The sequence below is a fragment of the Halobacillus sp. B23F22_1 genome (assembly GCF_043497005.1).
Classification (GTDB): Bacteria; Bacillota; Bacilli; order Bacillales; family Halobacillaceae; genus Halobacillus_A.
In genome coordinates this window covers 1,435,502-1,453,992 of record NZ_JBIEKE010000001.1, presented here as the reverse complement: position 1 = coordinate 1,453,992, position 18,491 = coordinate 1,435,502, and the positions used below count along the sequence as shown (strand labels likewise).

The window sequence follows — 18,491 nt, the reverse complement described above, 5'->3', positions numbered from 1 at the left end:
AGCGCATCCACTTTCGTATCTGTTCTCTCATCTGTCAAAGTTTTTACTTTGCAGGATTTGGCACCTTCTCAAGTTTCGCTCACTTGACGGTTGCCGGGCATCAACGGGCCAGTCCCTCCGCCTCTCTCGATAAGAGGTTTCATTTTATTTTTTAGTTTGTTAATACACTAAATGACTTAAGTACCAAGATGGATTGTAGCACCCACTATTCTCTATGTCAACTAATAAAAATGTCCATAAAAAAACTCTTCACCACGTAGAAGAGCTATAACTCATTCTTCTTCTCATCTATCAAAGCAACTAAGCTTCGCTGGAAGGAGCACCGTGTACATCAACCGGTTGCCGGGCTTCATAGGGCCAATCCCCTCCGCCTCTCTGGATAAGTGAAGATGTGGATATACAATTGTTTATTATGTTAGCATTGTTCATTATACACGTCAATAAACCCTGAGAGGTGAATAAAAGATGAAAAAAGCACCAGATTTCGATCTAACTACCATTCAATCCAACAAATCATATCAACTTAAAGATGACTTAGGAAAAGTAGTGGTCTTAACTTTTTGGACCTCGTGGTGCCCCGATTGCCGAAGAGATTTACCTAAAAAAGAACACCTTTATCAAACGATGAACAAGGAAAAAGTTTCTATGATTACTATTAATGTTAAAGGAAGAGAACGTAGTTTTGAGGAAGCCGTTAATTATTTTAGAGAGCATATCACTCAACCTACATTAGTAGATGAAAATGTTGAAACTTACTTAAAATATAATGCACAAGGTGTACCCACTACTGTAATTATTGATCAAGATGGTTTCATAATTAATCAGTTTAATGATCAGGCTGATTTCCTGGAAATTGTTGAAGCTATAGGGAACGCTATTTAGATAGGAAAAATAGCGATTCGACGTATAATAAGTCTCGAAGTTTTCCTTTTACATCAACATGGGGATAAAGATCAGTAAGCTTTACTTTTCCTTCTAGCATTTCTTTTATGTTTTGAGGATTTCCTTTGATGTGAACCTGACGATGAAATTCATAATCGTGATCAATTTTAATTTCATTTGAGTTAACTGTAAGGGGAACCATTTTCTCTTCTTCTTGAATAAATATAACGATAGGTCTTTCTTTCCATAGGGGGAGTAGATCCTGTCTATCGTTAACACTATCCATCCATTCTAAAATAGTTTCCATACAAAACCCTCCTCTGTTGTACTAACTATTTCGTCATCAGAGGAGGGTTCACCTTTTTATCAATATAAGATTCGTTCGTCATTTCCCGGGAAATGACGCTATTTTCATACATATTCCTTTGTTTTTTCATACATATGAGAAACGGAGTGAAAAGCATAAGTTTTTTCTAGTGTGTAACCGTGTTTAGTAATTAATAAACAAGGCACACTCTTAATTTGATACTCTTGCATAAACTCTGGATATAAAGAAGCGTTCATTTCATGAAAAATCGACCGTCCAAATGTATGTTCGACAGTTTCTAAAAATGTCCTTGCCAAATGGCAAGTACCACAAAAGGGAGTATAAATATAAATAAGTGCCAATTCGTGCTCTTTAATCCTAAATGATTCATGATTTTCAATTACTAGCAAATTAAACCTCCTAAGCCCTATGTGAGATAGATAGGTTTCACCTTAAAATGATGGCTCAATAAAGCACGAGCAAGTTCAGATTCAGGTGTAGCAGCTACCTCTCTAAACATTTTATCAATATAGATGTGTTCTGCATGGGGTAATTCTGCAGTAAGTTGTTTTCGTAATTTATTACCTGAATCGTCTTCATCCACCAATATAAAAACAGGACGATGATCGAGATTATAATCCATAATAAGTTCTTCCATTCGCTCAATACCTAATGTACCATGCGTACACAATATTTCTACAGGGCTATTTAACACTTTGTTTATTTGCTTTTTATCCGTAATTCCCTCAACGATTAATATTCTTTCATCCATTATCGCAGTCACCTACTATATAGAAACAGACCATGCTAGTAAGCACGGCCTGCACCTTGTGATAAGAGCATGCAAGTCATGCACCTATGTAAGCTAATACGTACACGACTTCATTAATGTTTAATCTTCATCAATCATTTCTTTGTATTCATCAGCAGACATCAAATCATCTATTTCAGAAGAGTCACTTGGCTCCACAACAATCATCCATGCTTTTTCGTATGGTGATTCGTTTACGAATTCAGGGCTATCTTCCAACTCTTCATTGACTTCAACAACTTTTCCGCTTACAGGCGCATAAAGCTCAGATACAGTTTTCACAGATTCAACACTACCGAATGGTTCATCCGCCTCTACTTCATCACCTTCTTCTGGTAACTCAACAAAAACTATATCTCCTAATTCTGATTGTGCGAAATCCGTAATTCCTACGCGAACCTTTTCGCCTTCTTTTTTAACCCATTCGTGTTCTTCGGAATAAAGCAATTCATTAGGTAAACTCATGGTAACCCCTCCAGATTAAAATTAATATAAACAACAATTATAAAGATAAAAGCTTTACGCTTTTATTTCCAATGTTCTGCTCACCGCTTCCAGTGATTTTCAAATTGTTCCTCTTTAAATCCAACCGTTACGTTATTACTATCCGTAACAATCGGTCTTTTGATTAACATACCCTCAGAAGCAAGCCACTTAATCATGTCTTCCTCACTAGCATCGTTAAGTTTTTCTTTCATATTCAATTCCCTATACTTTTTACCACTCGTATTAAAAAACTTCCGGGCCGATAAGCCACTCTTCTCTATTAAGGCTCTCAAATCTTCTTCAGTTGGAGTTTCTTCTACAATATGTATCGGCGTATAAGAGACTTCGTGCTCGTCCAACCACTTTTTTGCTTTCTTGCACGTTCCGCAATTTGGATACCAGTAAAAGGTTAATGACATGCTTATCATACCCTCCTTGTTTATTGTTGATTCTTATTTTACCATACTCAGGAGCATCAATTCATTGGTTAGGTGTAATATTAGTCAAATTTAAAACCAGCTGCTTCTGATAAGCAGCTGGTTTTAAAGGTCTAAACCACATATTTTTGTGTATTTATTAACGTTTGTGCAGCTTCTCGTTTTTTGGCAATTACGTTGGTTGGAGTATGGCGCGTAAGCTTTCTTAAAGCACCCAGCATCATACGCAAAGAATCACCAGATTCCGCTGCAATTAAAGTTTCTTTCGCATGTGCTTCAATGCGGTTAAACGCTTCTTGCACATATATTTGTGTGTAAAGAAGCTTTTGCAAGTTCTTGTCTTCTCCGTTTTTTAATATCGCTTTTTCTGTTCTTAATATGGCTGATTCCATATTATAAATTTCTCCTGTTATGTCAGCAATATTCACTAATAACTCTTGCTCACCTTCTAATTTTTCCCCATACTTTTGAGCTGCCAGACCAGCTGCTAACAAAGCAATCTTCTTCGCATTTTTAAGCAGGTATTTCTCTTGCTCAAGGGGCGCATCCCCGGGCTCTTCTGGCATAAGGGTCATAATCTCTTCTTGAAGGGCCTGCGCTTTCTGCAGTAAAGGTAGCTCTCCTTTCATTGCTTTTTTAAGCAATGTACCTGGAACAATCATTCGATTTATCTCATTGGTACCTTCAAAGATACGATTAATTCTAGAATCACGATAAATTCTTTCGACTTCATATTCCTGCATAAAACCGTATCCCCCATGAATCTGTACGGCTTCGTCTGCTGCAAAATCCAAGAGCTCGGTACCAAATACTTTATTTAAAGAGCATTCGATTGCGTATTCGGCTATTACTTTAGCTACCTCTTTTCCATCCTTCAGTTGTTCTTGTGTAAGCTTACCCATACTTTGCTCAAATAGACCAACTGTTCGATACACTGAGCTCTCATTCGCATACGTATTCGCAGCTACAGTGGCTATCTTCTCTTGTATAAGCGGAAAGCTGGAGATAGATGTTTTAAATTGTTTTCGTTCGTTAGCGTATTTAACAGCAAGTTCTAACGCGCGTTTGGAGCCGCCTACACCACCTATCGCAAGCTTATAGCGTCCAACATTCAATATATTAAATGCAATAACATGCCCTCTTCCAATCTCACCTAAAACATTTTCTACTGGTACTTCAGCATCTTCTAATACAAGTGTTCTGGTAGAAGAACTCTTAATTCCCATTTTTTTCTCTTCCGGGCCGGTAGATACACCTTTGAAACCTCTCTCAACGATAAACGCGGTAAATTTATCACCGTCGATTTTAGCGTAAACTACGAAGACATCAGCAAATGCTGAATTTGTAATCCACTGTTTTTCTCCGTTTAATACATAGTGGGTCCCTGCATCATTAAGTTTCGCTGTCGTTTTTGCTCCTAATGCATCAGAACCTGAGCCTGGTTCAGTTAATGCATAAGCTGCGATTTTCTCTCCTGTAGCTAATAATGGTAAATATTTTTGTTTTTGCTCTTCACTCCCGAAAAAGACAATGGGGAGAGAACCGATACCTACATGAGCACCGTGAGTGACAGAAAAACCACCTGCTCGTGAAAATTTCTCTGTGATCAAAGAAGAACTAATCTTATCAAGCTGAAGACCGCCATATTCTTCAGGGACGTCTGCTCCAAGAAGACCTAGCTCTCCGGCTCTTTTTAGTAGTTCGACAGAGTGCTCGAACTCATGGTTTTCAAGATTATCAATCTTAGGAACTACCTCTCCTAATACGAAATCTTCCGTAGTTTTTGCAATCATTTGATGCTCATCTGTAAAGTCCTCTGGAGTAATAACATCACTCGCTCCTAGATCTTCAACAAGAAACCCTCCGCCTTTAATCATCTCTTTTAATTCACTCATTTTTCCGTTCCTCCCATTTAAATTAATTCGAATACACCGGCAGCCCCCATACCGCCGCCAATACACATTGTCACTACCCCAAACTGCTCTTTTCTTCGTTTCATTTCGTGTATTAAACTTAACGTCAATTTTGTACCCGTGCAGCCAAGTGGATGACCTAAAGCAATTGCGCCACCATTGACGTTTACTTTGTTCATATCTAAATCTAGTTCACGAATAACTTGAAGAGACTGAGAAGCAAAGGCTTCATTTAATTCAAATAAACCTATATCTTCAATTGATAAGCCCGCCATTTTTAAAGCCTTGGGTACAGCTTCTATGGGGCCAACACCCATAACTTCTGGTTCTACCCCAGCTACAGCAAATGACCGGAATTTTACTAAGGGTATTAAACTATTTGCTTCAGCTTTTTGACGGTCCATTACAAGAACAGAAGCAGCCCCGTCACTCATTTGAGAAGAGTTACCTGCCGTCACTGACCCTTTAACAGAAAAGGCTGGCTTTAATTTAGCTAATACATCAACGGTCGTTCCTGGCCTGACTCCCTCATCCATAGAAAAAACTTTAGATCCTTCTTTTACTTTGTTGTCATTTCCTACAATTCGATTTGTTACTTCAACGGGTACAATTTCATCATCGAATCTGCCTTCTTTTATAGCGGTTTCAGCTCTTTGGTGGCTTTGTGCTGCAAATTCATCTTGATCCTGCCTTGAGATGTTAAAACGATTTGCAACTTCTTCTGCTGTATGCCCCATCGACATGTAGTACTCTGGGGCATTCTCAACCAATTGAACGTTCGGTTTGATCACATGACCTCCCATTGGGATAAGACTCATAGATTCTGCTCCTCCAGCAATGGCTGTGTCAATATGACCTAACATAATCTTTTCTGCTGCGTAAGCAATACTTTGCAACCCAGATGAACAGTAACGGTTTATCGTAATAGCAGGAACTTTATGATGGAGTCCAGCTAATCCAGCTATATTACGAGCCATGTTCATTCCTTGTTCCGCTTCAGGCATCGCACATCCAATAATGACATCATCTATATTACCTTCGTAATTACCAGCACGTTTCAATGTTTCTTTTATCGTTAAGGCAGCTAGATCGTCTGGCCGCGCATTCGCAAGAGATCCCTTTTTGGCTCTGCCTACAGGTGTTCTAGCTCCTGCAACAATGACTGCTTCTTTCACGATTTTTCCCCCTTTTGATATTAGTTACGTAGTGGTTTCCCTTTCATTAACATGTGCTGCATCCGCTGCTGTGTCTTTCCTTCACCAACTAGACTTAAGAAAGCTTCTCTTTCTAAATCTAATAAATATTGTTCATCAACAAACGTACCCTCTTTCACACGACCTCCTGCAAGCACAAAAGCTAACTTTTCAGCAATTTTCAAATCATGTTCGCTTGCATGACCGCTAAGAGCTAACGACTTAGCACCCAGCAGCATGGTAGCGTAGCCTTGCTCTCCCACCACAGGTATCTTTGTCCTTTTTGGAGCTTGATATCCTGACCTAGCTAAACCAAGCACTTTTTGTTTTGCATCGTGCAGCAGGTGATCTTGATTCATACTTATGGCATCCTGACGATCCAGGAATCCATTTTCCTTAGCTTCTTCTGCAGAAGTTGAAACATTAGCCATAGCTATTTTTTCAAAGACGCTGTTGGATATTTTCTGAAGATCAAAGTCTACTCCCTCAGGAATGTTTCTTAAATGTTTAATGTATAGTTCTTTATTACCTCCACCACCAGGTATCAGACCAACCCCGGCTTCCACAAGTCCCATATAAGTTTCTGAAGAAGCTTGAATGGCTGAAGAAGGTAAACAAACTTCTGCTCCACCGCCAAGCGTCATTGCAAATGGAGCAGTTACTACTGGCTTATCAGAGTATTTTAAACGCATCATCGCATCTTGAAAGTGTTTAACAACCATTTCTATTTCAAAGAAATTAAAATCTTGTGCTTCCATTAAGATCATTCCAAGATTTGCCCCAACACAGAAGTTCTTTCCTTGGTTGCCAATAACCAACCCTTCAAAATTGTTGTCTACTTCATCAATCGAATGATTAATCATCTGTATAATATCTAACCCTATCGCATTACTTTGGGAGTGGAATTCAAGTCCAGCTACCCCATCCCCTAAGTCAATTAAGCTGGCACCTGCGTTTTTCTTAACTACTTTTTTTGTTTCTTTTAATCGTTTAATATTTATATTTTTACGATTAAATTGTTGAGGCTCATAGCTGCCGTTATCATAATAGTAAACGGTTCCATTTTCTTGTTTGTAGAATGTTTCCATACCATTATCGAGCATGTTATTGACCCAGTCAGGAATGGTATCCCCTTCTTCTTTCATGCGTTCTACAGATGCTCTAACACCTATGGCATCCCACATTTCAAAAGGACCTAACTCCCATCCAAACCCCCACCTCATTGCTTCATCAATAGAAGGGATATCATCAGCTATTTCATTAAGCAGTTCTGCAGAATAGATAAGAACAGGTTTAACTACAGACCATATAAAGTCTCCAGCTCGATCTCCTTTTGCAGTTACCAGAGCTTTTAACTTGCGTTTCGAACCTTTTTCTTGTTTTGCAAGTTCAACAGCTTTTGATTTAAGCTTTTCACTCGGTTCGTAATCTAAGGTGTCAGGGTTTAACTGTAAAATCCTGCTTCCGCTTTCCCCTTTTTTCTTTAAGAAAAATCCCTGGCCGCTTTTAGCTCCTAACCACCCGTTTTCCTGCATTGTTTTCATAAAATCTGGAACTTCAAATGCATTCTTTTCGGCTCCTTCTACTTGATCATAAACATTTTTTGCCACATGTATAAACGTATCTAACCCAACTACATCAAGGGTACGAAACGTTGCGCTTTTCGGGCGTCCTATTAAAGGACCCGTCACAGAATCAACCTCACCTACACTATAACCGCCCTTAAGCATTTTCTGAACGGTTATGAGAAGTCCATAAGTACCTATACGATTCGCAATAAAGTTAGGGGTATCTTTGGCTTCCACTACACCTTTACCTAGCGTATCTTCACCGAACTCCTTCATAAACTTAAGTACATCTTGATCCGTATCTTTCGTTGGAATGACTTCTAATAATTTCAGGTAGCGTGGCGGATTAAAAAAGTGAGTGCCTAAAAAGTGTTTACGTAAATCTTCACTGCAATCTTCTGACATCGCTTCTATAGATATTCCAGAAGTATTTGAGCTAATAATACTTCCCTGCTTACGATGCTGATCTACTTGAGCAAGAACCTTTTTTTTCACTTCTAAATTCTCAACGACAACTTCGATCACCCAATCTACTTCACTCAACTTTTCCATATCGTCCGTGAAGTTTCCCACTTGAATTAAATCCAAGTTCTTCTGACTAGTTAAAGGTGAAGGTTTATGTTTTTTTAAAGCTGCTTTATTTTGAGCAGCTATTTTATTTCTAACTACTGAATCTTCAAGTGTCAGTCCTTTATCTTTTTCAGCATTCGTAAGTTCACGAGGTACAATGTCTAACATCAAAGTTGGTATTCCGACATTCGCCAAGTGAGCAGCAATACCAGCCCCCATAACTCCAGAGCCTAACACTGCAGCACGCTTGATTTTCTGGTTCATGTTTTATCCCCCTATCTCATTTTGAATGAATACTCATTCATTTTAAAGGTAAAAAAATATTTTGGTGCAAATAGTGGTATCTATTTCTACTATAAATTATATTCTGATATTTCGCAATCGTTTTCAAAAATAAAAAGAAATCAAGTATGTCAGACCCTCGTCCGACGTACTTGATTATTTTCCAACAACACCTTTTAATACAAACGCTACATTCGCCGGTCGTTCCGCTAAACGTCTCATAAAATAACCATACCAGTCCGTACCATAAGGCACATAAACTCTCATTTTATAACCTTCTTTCACTAATTCCTCCTGCCGCTCCACTCGGATACCATATAACATTTGAAACTCAAATTGATCTAATGGAATATTATGCTCTTGAACAATCTTTAAAGTGTACTCAATCATGGCATCGTCATGAGTAGCTACAGCTGTATAATTTCCGTTAAGTAAGTGAAGTTTTATAATCTTTTTATAATTCTCATCCACATCTTTTTTATCTGGAAAAGCTACTTTAGGTGACTCTTTATAGGCTCCTTTTACAAGTCTTAAATTAGGGTTGTACTGATTTAAATCTTCAATATCTTCTACTGCTCGATATAAGTAAGATTGAATAACAGTACCTATATTGTTATATTCCGTTCGCAGTTCTTTAAACAATCTAAGGGTCTTTTGACATCTTTCAAAGTCTTCCATGTCAATCGTTATAAAGACATCTCTTTCTTCAGCCACTCGTAATATTCTCTTCATGTTATCTAGAGCCAGTTCATTGGAGATGTCTAACCCCATAGATGTTAACTTTAGGGATAGCTGGGAATCCAGTTTATGCTCAGCAATAGCTTTAACAGCTTCTATACATTCATCTGCAGCTTCTCGAGCTTCTTTTTCTGTATCAATGAATTCCCCTAAGTGATCTATAGTGACGCTCATTCCCTGATTATTTAACTTTTGTATCGTATTTACAGCATTAGGTATCGTTTCCCCGGCTACAAAGCGTCCGGCACCAAACCGTAACCCATATCGTCTGGCCAGCTTCGTGAAAAATTTATTTTTAGATAAAAATAAGAAGAAGTTCCTTAAAATTTGTTCCATCAAACCCCTACCCCCAAGAAAATATTAAATTCTCTATACTTTTGACACTTCCATTCTAATTTTTGTATTGTAAGCGATAACACAATTATATTTTATCACCAGTTTACAAAATTGGGTACAACTTCGCATGAATTAACCTCTTCTAAACTTGTTATTTCTAACATATATGACAGATATTCGGGCATATTAAAAGTGAATTTAAAAAAGGAGGACGAACATATGCAACAGCAGAACACAAACCCTAATGTGCAGGGTTCCCAACCTATGGAACAAGTTCCTGAAATCGTTAGTACTAAGGACCAGCTTTATATTACAGATATGCTTTCTTGGAACTTGAACGCTTGTAAAAAAGCTCATTTTTTTGCTGAACAGTGTCAGACCCCTGAACTGCAGCAGGCACTAGAGGACGCTGGGCAAATGCATCAGCGTCATTACAACAAAATTTTAGAACATTTAAATACAAGCCCACAAAAAATGAATTAAGGAGTGTTCTTTGTGCAGCAAAATCAGCAGAATAAAATTCAAAATCCTGAAACTCAGATTCCAAAAACGCCTCAGATGAATGAGCGAGACTTCGTCAATGATTTATTAACCACTGAAAAGTACATGACAGGCGCCTACAATATTGCCCTTAATGAAGCAAGTAACCAGACTTTGTATCAAGAACTAGCTACAATCTTTAAAGAAACACAGGATTGTCAGCGAAATCTTTACAATCTAATGTTTAAAAACGGATGGTATGCTCTTGAACAAGCAGAACAAACGAAGGTTCAGAATTCTTATCAACAGTTTTCTGGTTATAAAAATCAGCTTCCTTACAGTGTTCAATAAGAACAAAGACCCAATTCGCAAATTCGAATTGGGTCTTTTCTTTCTTATTAACCCACAGGTTCATAACCTTGGGCTTCAATAGCTTCTTTCATCATACTTTTAGTAACATACGCTTCATCAAAAGCCACACCTACTTTTCCGCTCGTAAGATCTACACTCACTCCATGAACACCCTCTAAAGCGTTTAGAGCATCTTTTACTGATTTCTCACAGTGTCCACAACTCATACCATTTACTTCTAATGTCAATTCCATTTAAAACATCACCTTTCTATTACAATTTTAGATTTTTCAATCTTAATGAATTAGAAACTACACTAACCGAACTGAAAGCCATCGCTGCTCCTGCAATCCATGGAGCAAGCAACCCTAAAGCTGCTACCGGAATCCCGGCTGTATTATAAGCAAGTGCCCAAAACAAGTTTTGACGTATGTTCTTCATCGTTTTCCTGCTTAGTTCAAATGCTTTAGGGATAAGTTCTAAATCTCCCCTCAGGATCGTTAAATCAGCTGCTTCGATAGCTACATCTGTACCTGTGCCGATTGCTATTCCTAAGTCACTGATAGCTAAAGCGGGAGCATCGTTTATTCCATCTCCAACCATGGCTACCACATAACCTTCTTTACGAAGTTTTTCAATCTCTTCAGCTTTTTGTTCGGGAAGCACTTCAGCAATTACATTATCTATTCCAGCTTGAGTAGCAATGTGACGTGCCGCGCGCTGATTATCACCTGTGAGTAATATTAACTGATTCCCCTGCTCTTTAAGTTGATTTAAAGCATGCTTGGCAGACTCCTTAATGGTGTCCATAACAGCAAGTAATCCTTTTACTTTGCCGTTAACGCCTATAAGCATTACGGTTTTTCCCTCATTTTCTAAATCAGTCATTTGGCTTTCATATTGGGTGTATTCCACACTTTGCTCATTAAATAACTTCCTATTTCCAATTATTATCGATTTTTGATCGACATCGGCTTTTAAACCTTGCCCTGTTATAGCTGTAAATTTACTTACATCATAAATAATCGCTTGTTTCTGATGGCCATATTTAGTAATCGCTTCTGCAAGTGGATGTTCTGATCGTTTTTCGGCACTTACAACTAAAGATAATGTCTCTATATCTGCCGTAAAGTCAGTGACTTCAGGTTTACCATTGGTTATTGTACCTGTTTTATCAAATACTACAGTATTCACATTTTGGGCTCTCTCCAAGTATTCACCGCCCTTAAATAAAATACCCATTTCCGCTCCTTTACCTGTTCCTACCATAATTGAAGTGGGGGTTGCTAACCCTAGAGCACAAGGACAAGCAATTACTAATACTGCTATAGAAGCCACAAGTGCTGAAGCCATTGAACCAGGAACAATAAAACTAATCCACACTATAAAAGTAATCATGGCAATGGCTACAACAATGGGTACAAAATAGCCTGAAATGACATCAGCCATCCGTTGTATAGGAGCTTTAGAACCTTGAGCATCTTCGACCACTTTTACGATAGAGGCTAAAGCTGTATCCTTCCCTACTTTTGTAGCTTTTATTTGTATAGAACCATTTTTATTCAAGGTGGCACCTATTACTTCTTCGCCCACTTGTTTAGATACAGGCATAGATTCACCAGTTATCATAGATTCATCAACGTGGGTTTCTCCACTGACGACGACACCATCTACTGGAATTTTTTCACCTGGTCTTACGATTACGATATCCTCCACCTCTACTTCTTTTAGAGGTATAGTTGTTTCCTCTCCATTTCGTAACACAGTTGCTTCTTTAGCCTGTAAATTAAGTAAGGCGGATATAGCTTGTGTTGTTCTTCCTTTAGCTCTCGTTTCAAAATACTTTCCTAGTAACACTAAAGTAATTAAAATGGCACTTGTTTCAAAATACAAATGGACTTCCTCAGTGGCCCCCGTACTGAACCTAATAGCTTCACTTAAGCTGTAAAAATAGGCTGCGCTTGTGCCTAAAGCTATTAATACATCCATATTCGCGCTTTTGTTCTTAAGGGTATGGTAAGCCCCGCGATAAAACTGCCAGCCGATTACAAATTGCACAGGAGTAGCTAGTGCAAATTGGAACCAAGGGTTCATAAATATCATAGGTAACGAGATACCTAATAGGTGATCTAGCATGGTTAAAAGAAGCGGAAAGGAAAGTATCGTTGAAGCTGCTAAATATTTCTTTTTGCGAACTAATTCATCTACTTTTCGTTGATTAGAAAGTTCTTCACTTTCCCTAACATTCGCTTCGTAACCAAGCTGGTTAACCTTATTAATAATAGAGTCAGTATTAACCATGCCTTCGGTAAAAGACACATTAGCCGTTTCATTCGCTAAGTTGACTGAAGCTGTTTTTATGCCCGGGGTTTTTTGAAGGACCTTTTCAATACGAGAAGAACATGCTGCACACGTCATGCCTGACACGTTAAACTCTTCTTTTGCTTCAGCCACGTTATATCCTATCCGCTCTATCTCTTGGACTACTTCATTTAAACTTACGTGTTGGTCATCATACTTTACTTCAGCTCTTTCAATAGCTAAATTAACCTGGGCTGTGACTCCATCCATTTTGTTTAATACTTTCTCAATTCGTGAGGAGCACGCTGAACATGTCATTCCCTCAATAGGTAGAGAAATTTGCTGTTCCACTTATATCACCCCTTATTTACTAAATTGTTTCATTACTTTAATTAATTCATCCATCGCTTCTTCCCCGTTTCCTGAGCGCACGGCATCACTGACGCAATGCTTAGCGTGTCTTTCCATGAGTGAATATCCTACTTTTTGCAAAGCTGAATCAATAGCTGAAATCTGCACAAGAATATCTACACAATAACGATCTTCCTCAACCATACTTTGTATCCCTCTAACCTGACCTTCTATTCGCTTTAACCGATTGATTACTTGATTCTTTTCATCTTCTGACCTCTTTTTTACTGGTTTCTTCCCACTGTTTTCAGGTAATTTCTCAGCCATTTCATTGCGCTCCTCGTAATCAGTTTTGATTATACTATACCCCAGTATGGTATAATGTGAAAGTCTTTTGCTTATGACAAAAAAGCGTCCCGAAGATCGAGACCCCTGAAAAAGTCCTTTCTAATCTAGAGAAGCTTTTAAAATTTGTTGTTAATTCTCATGAATCACTTATCGGTGAATGCTTGCCTCGGATTCAACAAAGGTAAAACGAAAAAGAGTGATTTTCTTTGATTGATAAAAGAAAGCCTTAGACATGCTGAGATGCGTCTTTTTATATCCAAAGAAAGCAGAGTCAGCTGATTTAAAGAAAGAGCGAAGGAAAGATATAAGATTGAAGCGAAGAATAGCGAATTGAAACATAGACCCAGGTATTAGGTCACCTCATCTTCAGTTCTCAAAGGCATGCGCATCCAAGGTGGGATGAGGATTTTCACGCCAAATGTAAAATGAGTCGCTAAGCTAATGAAGGGATAGATGAAAAGGGGTCTGTATGGAAACTAAATTCCACGCAGACCCCTTTTTTAGAAAACTACTTTTCAAAGACCTTCAGTATTTCAGTGGCCTCGGATAATCGAATAACTTTTATGAACAATATTTTGAAATAGCCTGCTGTAATGAATGAAGAAATTTGACTTCAAGAGGCACATTCAGCTCGTATAGCTGTTTTGCTTGCTTAGGTTTAACTCCAATAACAATAATCTCAATACCCATATAAAAGAGAGAGGTCATCATGTTTGCCAGTACATGGATACCCTCTCTGTTCATCTCGCCAACCGCTGTAAAGTCAAATAACAGTTGATCGATATCTTCTTTCTGCGAAGACTGGAGCAAGTAATCTTCTACAGTTTGCATTTTCTCAGAGGTTAAATCTCCAAATAAAGGAATCAGTGCTGTATCGTTCGTTAGTTCTATAAAAGGCGCAGAAAGCTTATTGTTCTGTTCGATAGCTTCTTCCAGCTTTTCTTTTTCTTCAAGTAATTCAAAGTTGGTTTCATTCAATCTTGATCTAAGTTGGTCTAACGTATTTGTTACTTTTGTTAACTTTTCATCTTTAACGATGAAAAGGACTTCCGCATACAAGTCGTTATTCCAAGTAACATACATATCAGCAGTTAATGGGCCTAGTTCCCCATTTAAAGGCTTCAAATGAACCTCTAACGCAGAGTTATGAAGTTCCGGCGCCACCCACTTTTTCACTTTATCTACACTTTCCTCATCCACAACATCAAGAAGGTTATCCGGGGTGCCACACAGTATATTGGCTTCTTTCGAAAAATATTGGACTGTAAAATTCTTATTAATTTTAAAATAAGGCAACGGGAAGGAACGATCAGCTTGTTTCATTCACGACGCCTACCCTTCTTTCTTTAAACCATTGATTCAAATGATTTAAGTCTTTCATAATTACCACTTGCTCAGACTCTAATTCTTCTAGTTCAAATTTCTTGGCCATTCTTCCACCTATCATAATTAAAGGTTTCCAATCTAACCTCCGAAAGTCGTTTACTAATTGCTTTAAAGCAGGTAACCTATAAGAAAGAGCAGCTGATAAACCTATTACATGGGGCTTATAGCGGTGAATCTGAGTCAGAGAATGTTCCATTCCTAAATTGGGACCTAAATACCGAACTCGCCACCCCTGCTCTTTAAAAGTATCAGCTACCATTTTCAAGCCTATATAATGCTGTTCCTCTTCTACACCGAAGAGCAAAGCTTTGAAACTTGTTTGTCGATCTCCACGAATATTTAATGATTCTGCTTCTACCTTAGATAATACAAAATCGCAAATAGCTGTAGCAAGATGTTCATCCGCCACAGAAATTTCATTTTTTTCCCATAGTTCCCCTACATGGTACATCGCTGGAGTAATAATGTCCTCATATAAATAAATTCTCGGGTGCTCATTTAAGAGCTTTTGTATAAATACCAGCGCCTGATCTTCGTCTCCATCCAGGAAATAGTGAGCTAATATTTCATGATGTTGTTTCAAAGCTTTCACCTCTTAATGCAATCACTCGCGCAAACTATTTAACGCAAGCTTCAAATGATTTATAAATGACTCTTTTTCTTGTTCAGGTTCCCAGTCCATCATTTTTATATGGCAAACTAATCTTTCGAAATTATCAATAATTAAATCCGTACCCACTCCACGGGAAGTTAGTACATTCTCCAACCAGGTTGTATAATCTAAGAAGTATTCAGCACTATTCATTTCATAAGCTGTATATAAATGGTCTATGTGATGATAATTATCTTCTTCCGTTCGATCACGCCCGTTTTGTCCAAAACGATCCCATAATGCAGGGTGAGCCTCATAGATTTCTTCTACCACTCGGTGGACTAGTTGATCTTTTTCACGATTATTCATAGAGCGACTACCTCATATTTTTTCACTTGAGGTATAATGCCCTGTAGTTCCTGATCTGGATAGTTCTTTTCAAGCTCATGGATTTTTTTAAATTGTTCGCTTCGTGCCCAATTTAAATAGGACTGTTTGTCTCTCCATTCCATGTGTACTGTTAACTCCCCGGGTTTTCGTTCGTTTTGCAGTAATTGAAACGTTAAGAAACCTTCAGCTTCGTCGACTAGACGGGAGCGATTTTGATAAATGGAAATTAATTCATCCGCTTTATGATCGGGAACAACGACGGTCGAATCGACAACGTACATACTGGAAAGCTCCTCTTCTCTTATTTTCATTAAATATTATTTTATCATATTGTTAACACTTATGTATAACTGTTACGCTTGGACCTTTGTCAAAATCAATCGATTTAACAGAAAAAGAGCTGAACTTAGGTTCAGCTCTTTTTAGTATTTCAATATAATTCCTTACTGAGGAATTACTTCATCTACGACTTTTATTTCTTCATGGTCTAATAGGTTTTTATTAACAAATTCTGTTACCGGCTTGTTCATATTATCGTCTAAATCTTTCAACTCTTCTTTATCGCCTACCATGTAAATACGTTCCCAATCGTATTGTTTGGCCAGCTTATCAAGTTTGGGGGCAACACTTTTGTACCAACGGTAGCGATTAGCTTCAAACCGTTCTTCAAATTGATCTTGTTTGGTATTCTTAGCTCCTCCACTCCCCATAGAAGCATTCGCTCGATGAGGACCTTGATGCTGGCGCCAATCTTCTGTATTTAAATCTAATTCAAATAATTGAGTATCATTTACCATACCCAGATTCGCATCAATACACTTTATTTGATTTTTTTGTGTCAGAATAATTCCCGTTTTAGGAAATTTTTCCCTCATTTGTTTTAATTGATCTAAGACTGGTTCTGATTCCCAATAAAACTCGCTCTCTACTGGCATCTGAAAACGTTCAGCAAACCAAACTGTATCATCGCCTGTAGCAATGACTACAGCACTTTTAGCAAACTGCTGCTCATTTTCTTCAATAAAGTTTTGCACTTTCTCTTTTACAGCCCAGAAATTTCTTTTTTCGTCTGAATCTCCGTCTTCTTTCAAATAAGATTCAAAGTTATTTAAACCGTTTTTTAAATGAATTTTCCATTCTCCGCCCTGCTGATCAGGATCAGACGGGTCAGTATTTAAATACATTGTAAAAACTTGCTGGGGCTTTTCTAAGTGTATGTTTTCTAGTTTCTTAATTTCTTTATTCAAATCCATAAACTAAATCGACTCCTTTTCCTTCTTTATCTGCCTTCTAATTAGTATGTTTCCTGTAAGAAGCTTTGTTAAACTTCATTATTTCTTAAATTTTCTTTGTATCCTACTTTTAATTAATTTAGTTAAAGCTTAACTAATCTTTTTTTAAATAGGAAACTTTTCATTTTATCCAAAACAAAACAAGCACCCTGCTGTAGGCAGCAGGGTGCTTGTTAACAAATTTTATTCCATCCACTCATCTATTACATCTTGGTTTTCGTCAATCCACGCTTGAGCGCCTTCTTCTTCAGAATCCGCTTCATTAATAGAAGCCATAAGTTCACCTAGCTGCTGATCATCTAACATAAAGTTATCGAACCACTCAACAAGTTCAGGGTTGTCCTCTTCTAAGTCTAGACGAGCAGCGTAAGAGATATCCTCGGAATCACCATATACGTTTTCAGGGTCTTCTAAGAACTTAAGATCCATTTCAGAAAACGCCCAGTGTGGAGTCCAATGAGTAACGACGATCGGCTCTTCACTTTCAATTGCATTCGTAAGTTCAGTCATCATAGAACCTTCAGAGGATGCAGCTAAAGAATAATCAAGGTCATATTCTGCAATAGCATCATCTGTTAAAGACATAATACTTGCTCCTGAATCAATTCCTACTATTTGTCCGTCAAGCTCTTCCGCGTGGTCATTTAAGTCTTCAATGGAATTAATGTCTTCCATATAGGATGGAACAACAAGACCAAGTTCTGTTCCTTCGTACCACGTTTCACGCCAGTCAATGTCTTCTTCATATTGCTCATAAAAAGAAGCGTCAGTATTTGGCAGCCAGATTTCCATACCAATATCTAAGTCACCTGCCGCAAGTGCTTCATATAATACTCCTTTTTCCACTTGCTCAAGTTCAACCTCGTACCCTTCTTCTTCAAGAATAATTTTCCACATGTTAGAAACAGCAATGTTTTCAGCCCAGTTATTCATACCGATACTCACTTCTTTATCTCCTGAAGACTCTCCACCTTCATCTCCTGATGAATCGGAATCTGAGTCGCCTCCACATGCTGCTAATATTAATGAAGATCCAAGTAATACAGCTGGAAGCCATTTACGTAAACTTTGCATAGTAATTCCTCCTCCTATTTTTCAAAAACATTTCATGAATTTTTCAATACAGTTACGAAGTATATCATAAAATGTCGAAAGTTAAAACAATATAAACTGTACAAAAAAATAAAACAGGATAATCTAAAAAAGCACTCAGCTTCGCAGCTTTAAAGCATGAAGTGAGTGCATGAAGCTAAATTAATGTTTTCTCTTTGTTTCATGGTTTGCACGTCGATCGGCTGCTTCACTTCTTTTCATAGCTTCCATATCTTCGTGATCGGCCATATCTTGAGAAAACTCTACATCTACTCCACCATGTTTTTCATGTTTAGGTGTTTGTGATAATTTCTGTTTCTTTCTAGCATTTGAATTTTTGTGCTCATCTCTTCCCATTGGTAATCCTCCTTTTACAGTTATTAAT

22 protein-coding genes, 1 pseudogene and 2 riboswitches are annotated in these 18,491 nt (G+C 37.9%); of the genes and pseudogenes, 4 read left to right on the top strand and 19 right to left on the bottom strand.

The window, feature by feature from the left end; genetic code table 11:
- Window positions 1-24: 24 nt before the first annotated feature.
- Window positions 25-136, bottom strand: a riboswitch (SAM riboswitch).
- A gap of 145 nt (window positions 137-281) precedes the next feature.
- Window positions 282-386, bottom strand: a riboswitch (SAM riboswitch).
- Between the two features lie 79 nt (window positions 387-465).
- Entirely contained in the window at window positions 466-882 is a 417-nt protein-coding gene (locus ACGTNH_RS07335; RefSeq protein ID WP_394586016.1) for a TlpA family protein disulfide reductase, read from the top strand.
- On the opposite strand, the gene ACGTNH_RS07330 is transcribed toward ACGTNH_RS07335, so the two are convergent.
- The 9 genes from ACGTNH_RS07330 to ACGTNH_RS07290 all read right to left on the bottom strand — a co-directional run bounded on the left by ACGTNH_RS07330 (window position 875) and on the right by ACGTNH_RS07290 (window position 9,523).
- Complete coding sequence (locus tag ACGTNH_RS07330; protein ID WP_394586015.1) at window positions 875-1,189, bottom strand: hypothetical protein; 315 nt, start codon at window positions 1,187-1,189, stop codon at window positions 875-877. The two genes, ACGTNH_RS07335 and ACGTNH_RS07330, sit on opposite strands and share 8 nt — an antisense overlap.
- 104 nt (window positions 1,190-1,293) lie before the next feature.
- A complete protein-coding gene (locus tag ACGTNH_RS07325; protein ID WP_394586014.1) occupies window positions 1,294-1,599 on the bottom strand; it encodes a thioredoxin family protein in 306 nt (101 codons plus the stop codon).
- A gap of 17 nt (window positions 1,600-1,616) precedes the next feature.
- The gene (locus ACGTNH_RS07320; protein ID WP_394586013.1) at window positions 1,617-1,961 is read right to left on the bottom strand and encodes a toprim domain-containing protein; all 345 of its coding nucleotides are present in this window, start codon (window positions 1,959-1,961) and stop codon (window positions 1,617-1,619) included.
- 120 nt (window positions 1,962-2,081) lie between these two features.
- The gene (gcvH, locus tag ACGTNH_RS07315; protein WP_394586012.1) at window positions 2,082-2,465 is read right to left on the bottom strand and encodes a glycine cleavage system protein GcvH; all 384 of its coding nucleotides are present in this window, start codon (window positions 2,463-2,465) and stop codon (window positions 2,082-2,084) included.
- A gap of 80 nt (window positions 2,466-2,545) precedes the next feature.
- Window positions 2,546-2,905: an arsenate reductase family protein gene (locus ACGTNH_RS07310; RefSeq protein WP_394586011.1), complete on the bottom strand. Its 360-nt coding sequence runs from the start codon at window positions 2,903-2,905 to the stop codon at window positions 2,546-2,548.
- Window positions 2,906-3,036: 131 nt separating this feature from the next.
- Window positions 3,037-4,818 (bottom strand): acyl-CoA dehydrogenase FadE, encoded by a 1,782-nt coding sequence (locus ACGTNH_RS07305; RefSeq protein ID WP_394586010.1) that lies wholly within the window; start codon window positions 4,816-4,818, stop codon window positions 3,037-3,039.
- Between the two features lie 17 nt (window positions 4,819-4,835).
- Window positions 4,836-6,011 (bottom strand): acetyl-CoA C-acetyltransferase, encoded by a 1,176-nt coding sequence (locus tag ACGTNH_RS07300; protein ID WP_394586009.1) that lies wholly within the window; start codon window positions 6,009-6,011, stop codon window positions 4,836-4,838.
- Between the two features lie 20 nt (window positions 6,012-6,031).
- Entirely contained in the window at window positions 6,032-8,431 is a 2,400-nt protein-coding gene (locus ACGTNH_RS07295; protein ID WP_394586008.1) for a 3-hydroxyacyl-CoA dehydrogenase/enoyl-CoA hydratase family protein, read from the bottom strand.
- 174 nt (window positions 8,432-8,605) lie between these two features.
- On the bottom strand, window positions 8,606-9,523 hold the full coding sequence (locus ACGTNH_RS07290; RefSeq protein ID WP_394586154.1) for a proline dehydrogenase family protein: 918 nt from the start codon (window positions 9,521-9,523) through the stop codon (window positions 8,606-8,608).
- 219 nt (window positions 9,524-9,742) lie between these two features.
- Between ACGTNH_RS07290 and ACGTNH_RS07285 the strand changes: the two genes are divergently transcribed.
- Together ACGTNH_RS07285 and ACGTNH_RS07280 are read left to right on the top strand one after the other, a co-directional pair.
- Window positions 9,743-10,006, top strand: coding sequence for a hypothetical protein (locus ACGTNH_RS07285; protein WP_394586006.1), 264 nt, complete (start codon window positions 9,743-9,745; stop codon window positions 10,004-10,006).
- Between the two features lie 75 nt (window positions 10,007-10,081).
- A complete protein-coding gene (locus ACGTNH_RS07280) occupies window positions 10,082-10,354 on the top strand; it encodes a spore coat protein (RefSeq protein ID WP_394586153.1) in 273 nt (90 codons plus the stop codon).
- Window positions 10,355-10,401: 47 nt separating this feature from the next.
- On the opposite strand, the gene copZ is transcribed toward ACGTNH_RS07280, so the two are convergent.
- The 3 genes from copZ to ACGTNH_RS07265 are packed head-to-tail and all read right to left on the bottom strand — an operon-like array spanning window position 10,402 to window position 13,333.
- Window positions 10,402-10,608 (bottom strand): copper chaperone CopZ, encoded by a 207-nt coding sequence (gene copZ, locus ACGTNH_RS07275; RefSeq protein WP_394586005.1) that lies wholly within the window; start codon window positions 10,606-10,608, stop codon window positions 10,402-10,404.
- Between the two features lie 19 nt (window positions 10,609-10,627).
- Window positions 10,628-13,006: a heavy metal translocating P-type ATPase gene (locus ACGTNH_RS07270; RefSeq protein WP_394586004.1), complete on the bottom strand. Its 2,379-nt coding sequence runs from the start codon at window positions 13,004-13,006 to the stop codon at window positions 10,628-10,630.
- Window positions 13,007-13,018: 12 nt separating this feature from the next.
- A complete protein-coding gene (locus ACGTNH_RS07265) occupies window positions 13,019-13,333 on the bottom strand; it encodes a metal-sensing transcriptional repressor (RefSeq protein ID WP_394586002.1) in 315 nt (104 codons plus the stop codon).
- A 300-nt stretch (window positions 13,334-13,633) separates the two neighbouring features.
- On the opposite strand from ACGTNH_RS07265, the pseudogene ACGTNH_RS07260 reads away from it, so the two are divergent.
- Window positions 13,634-13,783 (top strand): annotated as a pseudogene (locus ACGTNH_RS07260) (IS5/IS1182 family transposase); the annotation flags it as partial.
- Between the two features lie 132 nt (window positions 13,784-13,915).
- Here the strand turns inward: ACGTNH_RS07260 and ACGTNH_RS07255 are convergent.
- The 7 genes from ACGTNH_RS07255 to ACGTNH_RS07225 form a co-directional block, all read right to left on the bottom strand.
- On the bottom strand, window positions 13,916-14,677 hold the full coding sequence (locus ACGTNH_RS07255) for an STAS domain-containing protein (protein ID WP_394586000.1): 762 nt from the start codon (window positions 14,675-14,677) through the stop codon (window positions 13,916-13,918).
- Entirely contained in the window at window positions 14,664-15,332 is a 669-nt protein-coding gene (locus ACGTNH_RS07250) for a cobalamin B12-binding domain-containing protein (protein ID WP_394585999.1), read from the bottom strand. The genes ACGTNH_RS07255 and ACGTNH_RS07250 overlap by 14 nt, the downstream gene beginning before the upstream one ends.
- 12 nt (window positions 15,333-15,344) lie before the next feature.
- Window positions 15,345-15,701: a hypothetical protein gene (locus ACGTNH_RS07245; RefSeq protein ID WP_394585998.1), complete on the bottom strand. Its 357-nt coding sequence runs from the start codon at window positions 15,699-15,701 to the stop codon at window positions 15,345-15,347.
- On the bottom strand, window positions 15,698-16,003 hold the full coding sequence (locus tag ACGTNH_RS07240) for an antibiotic biosynthesis monooxygenase family protein (RefSeq protein WP_394585996.1): 306 nt from the start codon (window positions 16,001-16,003) through the stop codon (window positions 15,698-15,700). The genes ACGTNH_RS07245 and ACGTNH_RS07240 overlap by 4 nt, the downstream gene beginning before the upstream one ends.
- Before the next feature lie 162 nt (window positions 16,004-16,165).
- On the bottom strand, window positions 16,166-16,975 hold the full coding sequence (locus tag ACGTNH_RS07235) for a VLRF1 family aeRF1-type release factor (protein WP_394585995.1): 810 nt from the start codon (window positions 16,973-16,975) through the stop codon (window positions 16,166-16,168).
- A gap of 222 nt (window positions 16,976-17,197) precedes the next feature.
- A complete protein-coding gene (locus tag ACGTNH_RS07230; RefSeq protein WP_394585994.1) occupies window positions 17,198-18,088 on the bottom strand; it encodes a glycine betaine ABC transporter substrate-binding protein in 891 nt (296 codons plus the stop codon).
- A 180-nt stretch (window positions 18,089-18,268) separates the two neighbouring features.
- Window positions 18,269-18,463 carry a YfhD family protein gene (locus ACGTNH_RS07225; RefSeq protein ID WP_394585993.1) on the bottom strand — a complete coding sequence of 65 codons (195 nt, stop codon included), beginning with the start codon at window positions 18,461-18,463 and terminating at the stop codon, window positions 18,269-18,271.
- Between the last annotated feature and the right edge of the window lie 28 nt (window positions 18,464-18,491).